This is a genomic window from Microcoleus sp. ARI1-B5 (genome assembly GCF_036705795.1).
In the GTDB taxonomy this organism is placed as follows: Bacteria; Cyanobacteriota; Cyanobacteriia; order Cyanobacteriales; family Microcoleaceae; genus Microcoleus.
In genome coordinates this window covers 139,666-151,763 of record NZ_JAUBVK010000011.1, presented here as the reverse complement: position 1 = coordinate 151,763, position 12,098 = coordinate 139,666, and the positions used below count along the sequence as shown (strand labels likewise).

General features: G+C 42.6%; 11 protein-coding genes. 3 read left to right on the top strand and 8 right to left on the bottom strand.

The window, feature by feature from the left end:
* Positions 1-298 precede the first annotated feature (298 nt).
* The gene (locus QUB63_RS18115) at positions 299-832 is read right to left on the bottom strand and encodes a helix-turn-helix transcriptional regulator (protein ID WP_332946655.1); all 534 of its coding nucleotides are present in this window, start codon (positions 830-832) and stop codon (positions 299-301) included.
* The gene (locus QUB63_RS18110; protein ID WP_332946654.1) at positions 829-1,275 is read right to left on the bottom strand and encodes a DUF6932 family protein; all 447 of its coding nucleotides are present in this window, start codon (positions 1,273-1,275) and stop codon (positions 829-831) included. Before QUB63_RS18110 ends, QUB63_RS18115 begins: the two co-directional genes overlap by 4 nt.
* Before the next feature lie 260 nt (positions 1,276-1,535).
* Between QUB63_RS18110 and QUB63_RS18105 the strand changes: the two genes are divergently transcribed.
* The gene (locus tag QUB63_RS18105; protein WP_332946653.1) at positions 1,536-1,733 is read left to right on the top strand and encodes an RHS repeat domain-containing protein; all 198 of its coding nucleotides are present in this window, start codon (positions 1,536-1,538) and stop codon (positions 1,731-1,733) included.
* Positions 1,734-1,986: 253 nt separating this feature from the next.
* Here QUB63_RS18105 and holA read toward each other — a convergent pair whose 3' ends face one another.
* Both holA and dnaX read right to left on the bottom strand, forming a co-directional pair.
* On the bottom strand, positions 1,987-2,943 hold the full coding sequence (gene holA, locus QUB63_RS18100) for a DNA polymerase III subunit delta (protein ID WP_332946652.1): 957 nt from the start codon (positions 2,941-2,943) through the stop codon (positions 1,987-1,989).
* The gene (gene dnaX / locus QUB63_RS18095; protein WP_332946651.1) at positions 2,940-4,355 is read right to left on the bottom strand and encodes a DNA polymerase III subunit gamma/tau; all 1,416 of its coding nucleotides are present in this window, start codon (positions 4,353-4,355) and stop codon (positions 2,940-2,942) included. The genes holA and dnaX overlap by 4 nt, the downstream gene beginning before the upstream one ends.
* A gap of 596 nt (positions 4,356-4,951) precedes the next feature.
* On the opposite strand from dnaX, the gene QUB63_RS18090 reads away from it, so the two are divergent.
* Positions 4,952-5,797: an SGNH/GDSL hydrolase family protein gene (locus QUB63_RS18090; protein WP_332946650.1), complete on the top strand. Its 846-nt coding sequence runs from the start codon at positions 4,952-4,954 to the stop codon at positions 5,795-5,797.
* A 228-nt stretch (positions 5,798-6,025) separates the two neighbouring features.
* Here the strand turns inward: QUB63_RS18090 and dnaN are convergent, their stop codons facing one another.
* From dnaN to QUB63_RS18070, 4 genes are all read right to left on the bottom strand, one after another.
* Positions 6,026-7,531: a DNA polymerase III subunit beta gene (dnaN, locus tag QUB63_RS18085; protein WP_332946649.1), complete on the bottom strand. Its 1,506-nt coding sequence runs from the start codon at positions 7,529-7,531 to the stop codon at positions 6,026-6,028.
* A 405-nt stretch (positions 7,532-7,936) separates the two neighbouring features.
* On the bottom strand, positions 7,937-9,364 hold the full coding sequence (locus tag QUB63_RS18080) for an ATP-dependent DNA helicase (RefSeq protein WP_332946648.1): 1,428 nt from the start codon (positions 9,362-9,364) through the stop codon (positions 7,937-7,939).
* 173 nt (positions 9,365-9,537) lie between these two features.
* Positions 9,538-9,918, bottom strand: a complete 381-nt coding sequence (locus QUB63_RS18075; RefSeq protein ID WP_332946647.1) for a hypothetical protein — start codon at positions 9,916-9,918, stop codon at positions 9,538-9,540.
* Between the two features lie 201 nt (positions 9,919-10,119).
* Positions 10,120-11,355 (bottom strand): hypothetical protein, encoded by a 1,236-nt coding sequence (locus QUB63_RS18070; RefSeq protein WP_332946646.1) that lies wholly within the window; start codon positions 11,353-11,355, stop codon positions 10,120-10,122.
* 206 nt (positions 11,356-11,561) lie between these two features.
* Between QUB63_RS18070 and QUB63_RS18065 the strand changes: the two genes are divergently transcribed.
* Entirely contained in the window at positions 11,562-12,083 is a 522-nt protein-coding gene (locus tag QUB63_RS18065) for a hypothetical protein (protein ID WP_332946645.1), read from the top strand.
* Positions 12,084-12,098 lie beyond the last annotated feature (15 nt).

The following is a 12,098-nucleotide window of genomic DNA, read 5'->3' as shown; positions in this document are numbered from 1 at the left end:
ACTGATTTTCACTGGGAAGTGTAATAATGATGAGAGTGGGTAAGTTTATTGCGGCTCGGAAGTTTATACAAATAGAGATGAGAGTGCGATTGTACCCTCAAAAACTGCTGCAATATCTAGACAATAACTCAATACGCTTGGGTTAACTGTTTTTGTCATTGTGAGCGTCTTCGCGTTAGCTTTCCTACCCTTCGCCGAAGGCATTCGGTGAAGGGTAGGAAAGCAATCCCGTCTGTTTTTCACATCGTTTTACTGAACGAACTGTCTTAAATGAACCGTATTGGACAATAAATAATGACTATTTTTCGAGTCTCTGAGCTTTAAATTCTAACTGCTTTCGCTGTCGTTCTACAAACTCAGCCAGAGAACTTTTCCTCCCTTCCATCTCCTGAAAATCCACCACAAAACTAGCTGTTTTCAGCTCAACCGCTAAAGCTTCAGTAATATCGATAATTTCCACCCAACTCGCACATTGATAATCTGAGTCTTCGTATTGCTTAATTCGATTTTCTTCCAGCCCCAGTCTATCCGCAAGTTCTTTTTGAGTCATTTTTGCAGCAATTCGAGCTTTAATTAAGACTCTTGGCAGCTCTAAAATCGAATCTACTTCAATTTTGAGGTCAAGAGTGCGATCGCACTCCACCAATCTTTCATACTCAGCTATTTCTGCCCTAAAAGTATCCAGATGACTTTGGATAGATTCACGCATCACTAACCACCAAGGATCGTTCTTTTTCACCTCTTCATCTTGGGCGTCATACTGGGCTAGCGTAGATTCACATCTTTTCGCTAACTCTTGGGTATACTCATATTGCTTTTTATTTCTAATCATGGCGACCACCTTACTAAATCTATAGCAATAATTCCTTTAGGATGCAGCTCTCTGTCCCGTTGAAATAATTCATAGGAAGTTAGATCGTAACTACCGACTGGCTGGTCGGACGGAAAGATTTCACCGCGATAAAAAGCTTTCTGTGCGGCTCTATCTGCATAATTTCTCAGTCGAGGAGCATGAGTTTTCAGATAATTCATATCAACTTCTTCTCTATCCCAACAAGCATCAAAGTCTTGAGGAGCTAGTTTGCCAGTAACAAAACTACCATTGATGTAAATTGTTCTGCATCCTGCTGCCTTTAGCTGCTCCATTGCTATTTGCAAACCATCTATCATGCGAGTACGAAGTGGTGTTATTCCAAAGCGCTCTTTGAATTCTTCCCATTCGGCCCAATACACTCCTGGTGGCAAGTTGCCGTTCTCATCAAATTCGGGAATCATGCCCTCACACCTTTACATTTTAACACAATTTTATTGTCGGTTTTTATAGCTATTGATTTTCTCAGCATACCTGAATATGCAGGCAAAAAGCCATCGCTATGAGTGATAATTAATAAGTTGTAACAGAAGCGACTGGTGCGATGCAGGGTTTTGAGTTAACTTTCCGGTCTAATTCGACACCGAACGTTCCGACTCAATACGGTCAAATAGAAGTCGCCACAACTACATTTAGACTCAACGGTCAAACTCACACCTAAACGATGGAATACGACGAGGATTCGGAGGGCCTAATCGTCGCTATCCGAACCTCCCAAGGTAACAGTCTATCAGTAGTTTATGATGCCTTGGAACAGGTCAAATCGATGACAGATGTATTTGGCAACGTCACATCATACAGCTACGACTTGCACGCCTCATCCGAGCAAACAATACAACTCCACCTGCTGGGTCGGTTGTAACTCGCATTGACGAAATTACATTACAGAAAAAATATAGTAAGCGGAAAGCGAGCAAAACTTTATTTAGTCTGCTCGATGCAACCGACTCTCTTAGACTTTAGTTCCAGTAAATTTTGGCAACTAATCTGGACTTATTGTACATTATCTTACGCCAAAAATGTTAAAAACTAACCGTGATAAGTAATGAAACAACAGCTTTTTTAACAAGACCGTTAATGAAAGGCTGCCGAATTAACTCGGCAGCGCTTTCCTGTTATTTAAGGTGAGTGAGTTGAGTGATGCTGAGCAAAGCAGGCAACATCGAGTCAGGCTTATCTCCTGTTTTGAGAGCAATTTCTAAATCAAACAAAATGGAGAGCGATCGACTTAAGGAGTTCGCAGATACTTCCTTAACCTCCTGCTTAAGGAAATACAGCCGTTTGGGGTTACTAATTCCGCACATACTAGCAATTTCGCTATCAGAACGTTGTTGGTCGGAATTGAGAGTAGCTTTTACCCACAACCAAGTTTTAAACTGAGTTTGAAGAGTCGCGATAATTGCCAGAGGAAACTCTGCCCTAGAGAGCAATTCATCAAGCACCTTAATTGCCGCGACTGCTTGACCTTTTAAAAGAGCTTCGGCAAGTTGGAAACTGCTGGCTGTGGTAGCTGGAACGAGGGCAAAAGCTGCTTCTTTGGTAATGCGAGATCCTGCTGCATAAATGGCTAATTTCTCCAGTTCACTAACTCTTCTAGCAGAATCGTTGCCAATGGCTACCGCTAGATAACTGACAGCATCTCTGGCAATTGAGAGATTCATCTGTTTAGCAGTAGTAGCGATCGCACTTTCAATCAAATCGGTACGCCAAGGAGGAATGAGAGTAAACTCCTTAAGGTTACCAAACTGCAACAAATGCTTGACTACCTTGAGTCGCTTGTCGATGACAGCAGCAGTGAAGATTAAGTGCGTTGTGGCGGGTAATTGGGGCAAGATTTGCAGCAATTCTAGCCCGGTTTCTCCAAATTGCTTGAAATCGCAATTTTCAACAACAATAAGTTTGTTTCCTCCGCCGAAAGGAACTGAAGCAGCAGCAGAAAGGGCTGCATCCAGGGAAGAGGCATTTCTGCGGTGGATGTTGAAATCTCGCCAGAGAGGATGAGTTTGAGTCTTAAACTTTTCAACTTCTCGTTCAATTGCGTAGGTGTCATTCCCAATTAGGATGCTAATCATGCTGCTAACTCCTCCTGTTGTTTGACAGTTACAGTAACAGAGCGGCCTAAAGCTTTAGTAACGATCCGCTGCACGGATTCAAGGTGACTCTGAAACTTGTTCGCGTATTTTCTTTCTACTGCTAACACACATGAATCAGCAGAAAGTTCGGCAATTTGAGCGCGGTTTAAGAGGCTACGATTACCGGGTTTCGCTGCTGCTACTATTTGCGCCCAAGTTGTCTCAAAGTCAGGAGAATCAGCCTCTAGTTTTTGAGGGGTTTTATCAAATTTGTCAGGCTGATTAGATGGGGAAGTTGCCGGCAACCGCGTTTCGGGGGCAGCGGGTTTGCTTGACAGCATCAAGTTCAGCAGGCAGACTTCTAACCAGGTAGCAGCATTGGTGCTAGTTCTCAATTGAACTTCGGATTTTTGCAATTGTGTACAAGCCGCATCAATTGTTTCAAAATCGAGATGAAGAGCGAGCGAGCGCAGTTGTGAGTAGCCTACTGGCCCTGCAATTAAATTCTGGCAGTGGCGCGTTGATTTGACAATGAGCAAATCTCTCATTGCTGCTAGCAAGCTGCTGAGAATAAGTTTGGGGGTTTTGCCGCTGTCAATGAGCGTTCTCGAAGATTGCAGTACGCTTAAGGTATCGCCAGAATGAATGGCTTTGAGAAGGGCGATCAAGTCTTGCTCGCTGATGCTGCCAGATACTTCTGCAACTTGAGTTAGGGTAATCTCTGAGTTTAGCAGTGAAAGCTGAGAAAGTAATTGCAGGGCATCCCTTAACCCCCCGTCACAGGTGCGAGCGATCGCCCGCATGGCCTCACTTGCGATCGCAATAGATTCAGCGGAGCTAATTTTGTGCAATTGTCTGACAATAGCATCAACTGACAAGGCTCGGAAGTTAAAAGTTTGGCAGCGGGAGATAATTGTCGGCAGGACTTTATGTGCTTCAGTTGTACAGAGAATAAATACCACATGAGCCGGAGGTTCTTCAAGGCATTTGAGGAGAGCATTTTGAGCGCTGGTACTGAGTTGGTGACACTCGTCTAAAATCCAAATGCGGTAACGGCTCATCGCTGGCGCAAAGTTGCTGTGTTGTATTAATTCTCTGGCATCATCCACGCCATTGTGAGAGGCAGCATCGATTTCAGTTACGTCTAAGCTGGAACACGAGTCAATGGTTTTGCAGCTTGAACATTCCCCGCAAGGAGTGGCGGTTGGCTTTTTGCTATTCAAACAATTGAGGGATTTAGCAAGAATGCGAGCGGTTGAGGTTTTGCCTGTTCCTCTGGGGCCAGTAAATAGGTAAGCTTGAGCAATTTTGTCGGAGGTGATGGCATTGGTCAACGTTGTTTTGATGGTGTCTTGACCTACTAATTCTTGCAGGCTTTTGGGGCGGTATTTGAGGTGCAGTGGTTGGTACATTTTGAGTGGTTAGAATACTTCTGGTAACTATTCCCCGATAGGGGAGGCATTACCCAGCAGCAGTTTGATCGATCGGAGGCTGGCTCATCTATGGGCGATTTTTATTGGGTAATTACCCAAAATATGTACGGTTTTGTCACCTTCACAGGGCTATGAGCTAGATAGCATTAGAAAAGTGTCAAAATAATTCGTAATTGTTAATTCGCAATTCGTAATTACAATTAGTAGGGTCTTCCCCTACTGAATAATTCGTACTTGTTAATTCGCTACTCGTAATTGCGAGGTTGAATCACAAAAATTGGATGTTCAATTAGTAATGTAATTATAATAGGAAAAATTATCGCTCTAAAATTGCGAAAAGAGGCTTGCTTGTAAATAGTATTTTTTAGTCAAAAAATCAGCTAGTTTGTATGAAAAACACAAATTTTTGTAGGCAATATAATTGGACTAATTTTTACTCTTAAATCTGTTCGCTATTACGTATATTAATGGCGAAAAAAAATGTTCAGTTAAAATTAAGATCAAATAGTTATTGAAAGATTTTACCAGTGTTGAAAAAAACCTTTTTTGCAGTAATTATTGCGCTTTTATCTTTTATGGTTGCACTCATCCTATCAGCTCAAAGTTCTGAGGCTGTCAATGAACTTTATGTATTTGGGGACAGTCTTTCGGATATGGGAACGGTGTTTCGAGCGACCGGGGGTCAATATCCGCCTCGTTCGACTTACTTTCAAGGGCGTTACTCGAATGGTAAGGTTTGGGTAGAGTATCTTGCCGAGCGCCTGAAGTTGCCGCCTGAACGAGTCACTAATTTTGCATCAGGAGGTGCAACAACCGGAAGCGATCGCAATAGCCTTGTCCCTGGTTTGTTAGCTCAAGTTCAATCATGGACTAACTCCCAAAAACCTGCAAATCCTCATGCGCTGTATGTACTGTGGGCGGGTGCGAATGACTATTTGCAGGGGGCAAATAATGCGAATATTCCCGTTGAAAATGTGGCGGGGGCAATCGCGTCTCTTGCTGGTGTGGGTGCCAAAAATATCCTGTTGGCAAATTTACCAGATTTGGGGCAGTTACCGGCGACGCGAACAGGCGCTAATTCTGCAAGGCTCACTGCGTTAACACAAGCACACAATCAGGGTTTGAGGCGAGCGGTTAAGGTATTGAGTCAACAGCATTCTGGCTTAAAGATTGCGACTCTGAATGCTAATGCGCTTTATCGGGAAGCGATCGCTTCTCCGGCTAAATATGGCTTGACTAATGTGACGAGTGCGTGTTTATCGGGTGGAGGTGTTTGTGGTAGTCCCGAGCGATTTTTGTTTTGGGACGGCATTCATCCGACGACGGCCGCACACAGGATTTTGGGGGAAGCAGCATCGGCTCTTGTGCAGGAGGGCGGGATGATTAAATCTGAATTGGGACACTTCGGTAAACCATTTTAAGGCTGGACGGGCGATCGGCACAGGAACTGCATGAGGTCGGTCAAACTGATGATACAGCGCTTCATAATCTGTAGGATCTATACATAATTTACGCAACACCAAAGACGGGGCTGTTTATCGGGGGGTTTGCCTCCTATTACACCATATACGAACACTCTGCGTAATTTTGGCTATACGATTGCGGTAAGGGAGAGCATCAAATTTAGATGCCCCTCCCCATATGCACGACTATTCTTGCGGAGCGACAATATATTCGCACTCTAAAGCCTCTGTACCTGACGCTGGCGTTCCAAACGGTGCAATCAGTAGGGGAGCGGTAGGAGTTGCCATTAACACCCGCAAATCAGAGCTGGAAATCGCTTTAGCTGTATCAATCAAATAGCGGATGTCGCACTTGAGACGAAACTCACAGCCCCAGAGTTTGGCATCAACTATCTCAGTACCAGAACTGAGAGTATTATTTAGTGAAATTCGCACTTGTTGACTATCTAAATCGAATTCAAAAATTGCTGTAACATGGGACTTATCGCTGTGAGAAGCTAACCGCTCTAAGGCTTTTAAAAAGCTGAGCTTCTCTACCACAATTTGATGGCTAAGTTCATGCCGATAAGGAGCAATAATCTGGTCGCAATTCGGGTATTTTCCTTCTAATAACTGCGCTGTCAGCCGCCAATTGTTCCACTCAAAAGCAACAAAGTTATTGCTATTGTCAGGCTCAGTCTCATAGTAAATAGCTACTCTGTCAGTGGGATTCAAAGTCCGCTCTAATACCCGGAGTACCTTAGTGGGTACTGTAAATTGCACGTTTCGAGTGTTCAAAATATCGGAATCACTGCTTTCACTGAATCCTACAACCATTGCTATCCGATGTCCGTCTGTTGTCCAAACTCTCAATTGAGAAAGTCCCCTTTCTGCGTCGTGGCTTAGTTGAAAGTTAGCTCCAGTTAAGATACGTTTGGTTTCTTCAGAACTTACAGCAAATAAGCTGGCTTTGAGGACAGCAATTAACACGCTAGCAGGAATGGTCACAAGTTTTTGTTCAAGGCTCTTGATAGCAGGGAATTCGTCCGCAGTTAGCCCACGAATGACGTGCTTGCTCCTTGATGCAGTCAGAGTGGCACTGACTGATGGAACGTCACTTCCTTTGATAATTTCCCAAGAACTCTTTAAGGTAACGCGACTTTTCGGAAATTTTCCGAGAATGTCTGCGAGTATGGTTGCAGGGAGAGTGAGCTTTCCAGATTGATTGACATTAGCTTCAAAACTCGCTTGTATCCCAAATTCCAGGTTATAAGCAGTTAAATGCAATTGTCTAGTTGCGGCATCTGCTTCTATGAGAATATTGGATAAAATGACATGGTTGTTATTGCTATAAATGCTGCTTTTGAGAGTTTGGATGTAATCATTTAATTCTCTGGCATCACAGGCAAATTCAACGATTGAAGGGGAAGGGGAAGGAGAAGGCTCCGGCAATGTCTCATCGTTTGATTTAGCTCCTAAATCAGAAGCATCTGTGGCTGAAACTGGTGTATATTCTGTGGATTTTTCAGAGGGTTCTACTTGTTCTGAAAGTGCTGTTTCCGCTTCAGAAGTTGAAGAACCTTTTGTGATTTTTGTAACAGATTTTTCAGCCTTAGCGGAATTAGTCGCTGTTTCAGGAGAGCGTTTTTTCTTGGTTGCTCTCTGTACTACTTTTTGCTGAGGGGGTGTTTCTGTAAGTCTAGATTTTGCCATAATTAGTTGTGTGTCAGAAGTTCGATTTGCCGCTGCGGTAGCAGCACTCGCGAGCGGTGGCTGAAAAAAGAGAGTCGAAGTGTGGAAAGAGTGGAACCAATATGGTTGAGAGCAGGTGGATTATTGTAATTATTTTTTAACAATTAAAGGTAATAATCAACCTTTATTTTAGGATGATAAATTTGAGCTTGTTGATTAATAAAATCGTAATCTAAGTAGCAGTTTTTGGGAGTGCATCTTGTCGAAAAAAAGAGAGCGAAGCATTCCGGCATATAAGTTATTGGTGAACGTCTTATATTTACGGAGGTCATGCTTCGCCCTACTGATATATTATTCTAAGTGAGATGTCGCCTTTTTCACAAACCGATTTATTGCTATTTTCTCCCTACTTTCTACTGCCTATCATCAAAAGTTACTTGAACCAGATTTAGTTAAGTATCCTAATGCAAGTTGAACTCTGGATGAAATTGGAGGAACAAATAGTATCCGTTGGCGGCAGCGACTCGTTCCGACATACAAGAGGCGGTGGTATTCTTTAAGTTTCTGTTTGCTGCTCATTTCTTTTCCCACCAATAGCCGAGTCAAAATGTCATTAATGTCCAAACCCACTTCATCAAAAGTGCTGCCTTGAGAATTGTGAATAGTCAGGGCAAAGCAATTGTCAATTTCGGCAAATATGTCGTCCTTAAACCAATAATACTTGCGCCATAAAAATCCGCTGCGCTTGGCACTCTTGAGTTTTTCCTTAAGTTCAGCCTGGTAGCGTTTATTTTCGGATTCATGCAGCACAAAGATTTGCCGAAATAAACCGTCATCGGTCACAATCTTTAAAAGCCATACTCGATAGCCGTAGTGTTGGCTCGTTTCAACTTCTTTAATGGTAAATTCAGTTGAAGTGGGCAAAATAACGGTCTTACCATCAGGGGCCATGACTGGTTTCTTAGTAATCAGCCTTTCTCCCGGTATGAATCTGGGGGCTGTTTGACCGTAAACTTGTTCTCGGAGGGTCTGATTGTAATAGTTGACTTGCTTGTTTGTCCAGCACAGAATCCGAAAGCAGTCAGGGTTGGAAGTGAATTCGCGCTTGATGGTTTTGAGGGCGTATTGCAGGAGTGTTTCTGGCTTAACTTTGAATGCACCGTTAGATTTGTTCCCTTGAGTGTAGGTAGAATGTGGCAAGAACATATCGGTTTTATTCTTGACACAAGAACGGCATTCGGTGATGAAGTCGAGGACGGGACTTTCTCCAGCTTGCCTGACAACTTCGGTTAGCATAGTTTTATTGGTAATGCTGAAGACAGGCGAGCGTTTTTCTCCGACGGGGTTAAGCTGAGCTGGGTCGCCCATGAGAATTAATTTGCGGTGGTTGAACAGGGTACGTTCAAATCTACGCTCAATCCAAGACCATAATTGAGTTCCAACCATCGAACATTCGTCAAGAAAAATGATATCGTAGAGGTGGAGGTAACAACAGCTTGTCTGTTCTAAGACTTTCTCTTGTTCTTTGCGAACTATGCCTAAGCCTAAAAGTTGGTGTATTGTCAGAAAGTCTACTCCGAAAATACCTTGAGAGGCAGCCATTTTTCTGAGAATACCGACGGCTTTGTTAGTAGGTGCAGTGAGGACAATGCGCTTGCTTTGAGCCAAGAGTTCTTTGATTAGAAGAAAAATAAGTGTGCTTTTTCCTGTGCCTGCATAACCGCAGAGCAAAAAGAATGACTCAGTGCTGCTTGCAAATGTTCTCAATTTGTCGATTGTTTGCTGCTGTTGTGGTTTGAGAGTGAAGGGAATTTGTTTAAATTCCTGCGGTCGTTCTAGTAAGGTTTGAATCATTATTAGTGCTAGATAATAACTCTATCGCCTCCCTAATAAGCGTTAGCTTGAGTGCAAGACTGTTTCACGAAGCAGGTTAAATCAACAAAAAAAAGGCGATAGCGCTCTGGTACACTAGAGGGCGATCGCTGATTTATTTGTTGATTAATAATATGAACAGTGGTTGTTGATTTTTAAAGAATAACAACTTTGGTCTTCTTAACTCGCTTGATATTAGCTGCTGTTCCTTTGCTTTGTCCGTCCCAGATGGCTAGTCCGTAATCACAATGCGAACACATTTGGATGTCGCGAGCGCTATAGTTTCCGGGAATGCCAATGGTGGGATAACCAAAAGTATTCCTAGGTTTGCCATTGCCGCTAAATAAGGCATAGTAAACCAAGACTTTCTGGTAATTCTTAGACTGCAAATACTGCTGAACTAAGCTATCAATACCAGAAGCATCACCGACTATAACTTCAAATCCTAGTTCAATGATGCGATTGAGAGATGCGATTGCTCCTAAAGGCAATTCATTAATGGAACGACTACCGGAAATCATTACTGTTTTGTTCATGCGATCCTGGAATTGTAGGGTCAAGGGTGAATTGAATAGCACTCAAACTCAAAGATTGTTCTTTGAGTTGATATTTACGACTAGAAAAAATCAACATTTTCTGCCATTAGGCAATTTATATTTTGGATTAGTAACAGAGTTGTTTATCGCATTTACACTGTCATAAACTAGCCAATTATATTTGATTTCCCATTTATTCCATCATCTTGGCATCTTTTCTAAATCAAATTCAGCAACTTTTCGGAGAGTTTCTAAGCGCTTACTTAAAGTTTTATGCCGGGGACATTCTACAGCGTATTCGTATTTAGAGCCTGTATGTTGAATATCTGGAACTTGGCAATCAATTAAGTTGCTAAGGTAGCCGACTAGCTTTTTGACAGGTATTAGCCAAGCCTTAGCTAACGCTTTAGTACGGAACCCAATCCAAGCTCTAAAGTAGGAGCCGTCTTCGCTAATCTGATAAGCCACATTGGGGGATAATTTAACAATAGATTCGATACGAGCTATACCCAAACCTTTGAGTTCGGTCAAACTGTAATTTTGGATTTCTCCGCTGTTCCACTCGATTTGGAATGGACGTAGATTTTCAACGTTCAAGCGTTGGACTGTCCCCCTTTGTTGAACTCCTTCTAGGCATTTTAAAATGTAATCTCCCTCTTTAAATCCGTATAATCCTTGTTTCTTGGCTAGGTTTTCTAGGTGCTGCTTCCAGGTTTCTTCCCAAGCTATGTTAAATTCTAGAAGTTCGTAATTTTCTTCGCTCAATTGTCGAGCCAGTTTTTCTTTGAATTGCTGTTTTTGAATTGGCATAGCGAATTCTAAGAAGTTGTCGGGGATTTCGAGAGCTAAATACGTCTTAGCTCGGATTTTGAGGTCAGCAACAGACAAACTGCGAGCGACTTTTAACTGCTGAGGTGCAGGAATATCTATGGTACAACTTGTCGGGAAGCCTGGAAACAAGTTAATGGGAAAGAGATAAGATTGGTCGAGAGTCGAGATGAAAATGTGGTGTTCAGTCAGCGATTCTACTTGGAAAATAGTTGTGTTACTGAATTGTACCTGTTGCGAATTAGCAAGTACGATGGTTGTGCAAGCTGGAAGTTCTCCAGTAGTTTTTTGAGGAATAAACTGAGGCACAAGGGAGATTTTGAGGACACGAATTTCATCAAGTGTATAATTCCAAGAAAAGCTGTCTTCGCTGTTACTAGCATCCCAGGTAATTCTTACAGGTCGATCGGTTTGATTTAGAGAAGTGACAGTACCGTAATGCTTACCAGTTTTGATGATATCGCCTACTTTAAAGGGAAGTTGATCGGAAGGATGCGGAGTGAGAAAAGGGAAAATTACCGCTACCACTTCTTTAACTTCACTGGGGGGAGTGTTGTCAGATTTAGAGCAAATATTTGAGAGACCGATTAAAGCGGTGTTAGAGTCCATAACCTTTGAGAAGTTAATTTTTTTTCAACTTCTCCCGTTAGGGGGTATCTTCTCGAACAGAAGCCTAAAACTTTCTAGTTTTCGCTAGCATCTTTGGTGCATATAAAGCAAATTTAGGCTTTATTTAGGCTTTAAATTTGTTTAAGTCCCGCTAGATATATCGCCATGCTGTCAAGATCACGATATGGAAAACTAAGCGAGCAAAGATGCCCACTTCTGAAAAAATTGCTGCCGCCATAGAGACGATAGACCACTTGGTAGCTTGGCTACAAGATACCGGACTGAGTGCGTCCGCGATCGCCCAGTTTAAATTCAACTCGCTGGCCTCTATGTACCCAGAACTCAAAGGGGTAGCAGAGACGGCAAAACAACTGATTGGTGCAGCTTCCCCTTTGACAGAAGTTGGGATGACAGTAACGGAACTAGCAGCAATACTCACAGATAACTTAGAGTGCAAAATCAAGCCAGATTTAGTCAACAAAGCTCTAGTTTCATTGGGGTATCAAGAGCGTAACGAAGCCAAGCGAATTTGGATACTGACACAAGCCGGCTCAGCTCATGGTATTTCCTTGCTGGCTACTTCAACAACAAACAAATGGAGTGGTTCTCAAATAAAGGTGTATTGTTCAACCTTTACCCTCCCCTTTACTCTCTCAGATTTTTCAGATGGGTATGAGGGCTATGTCCTTGATTTTATCAAGCTTTTGACGGGGTTGTTATCCCGTTAGGTGTAGCTAACCAGG

Excerpts from the sequence above, each read along its gene's own strand:
- QUB63_RS18115 (WP_332946655.1), bottom strand. The coding sequence starts at position 832 with ATGATTAGAAATAAAAAGCAATATGAGTATACCCAAGAGTTAGCGAAA.
- QUB63_RS18110 (WP_332946654.1), bottom strand. The coding sequence starts at position 1,275 with ATGATTCCCGAATTTGATGAGAACGGCAACTTGCCACCAGGAGTGTAT.
- QUB63_RS18105 (WP_332946653.1), top strand. The coding sequence starts at position 1,536 with ATGGAATACGACGAGGATTCGGAGGGCCTAATCGTCGCTATCCGAACC.
- holA (WP_332946652.1), bottom strand. The coding sequence starts at position 2,943 with ATGATTAGCATCCTAATTGGGAATGACACCTACGCAATTGAACGAGAA.
- dnaX (WP_332946651.1), bottom strand. The coding sequence starts at position 4,355 with ATGTACCAACCACTGCACCTCAAATACCGCCCCAAAAGCCTGCAAGAA.
- QUB63_RS18090 (WP_332946650.1), top strand. The coding sequence starts at position 4,952 with ATGGTTGCACTCATCCTATCAGCTCAAAGTTCTGAGGCTGTCAATGAA.
- dnaN (WP_332946649.1), bottom strand. The coding sequence starts at position 7,531 with ATGGCAAAATCTAGACTTACAGAAACACCCCCTCAGCAAAAAGTAGTA.
- QUB63_RS18080 (WP_332946648.1), bottom strand. The coding sequence starts at position 9,364 with ATGATTCAAACCTTACTAGAACGACCGCAGGAATTTAAACAAATTCCC.
- QUB63_RS18075 (WP_332946647.1), bottom strand. The coding sequence starts at position 9,918 with ATGAACAAAACAGTAATGATTTCCGGTAGTCGTTCCATTAATGAATTG.
- QUB63_RS18070 (WP_332946646.1), bottom strand. The coding sequence starts at position 11,355 with ATGGACTCTAACACCGCTTTAATCGGTCTCTCAAATATTTGCTCTAAA.
- QUB63_RS18065 (WP_332946645.1), top strand. The coding sequence starts at position 11,562 with ATGCCCACTTCTGAAAAAATTGCTGCCGCCATAGAGACGATAGACCAC.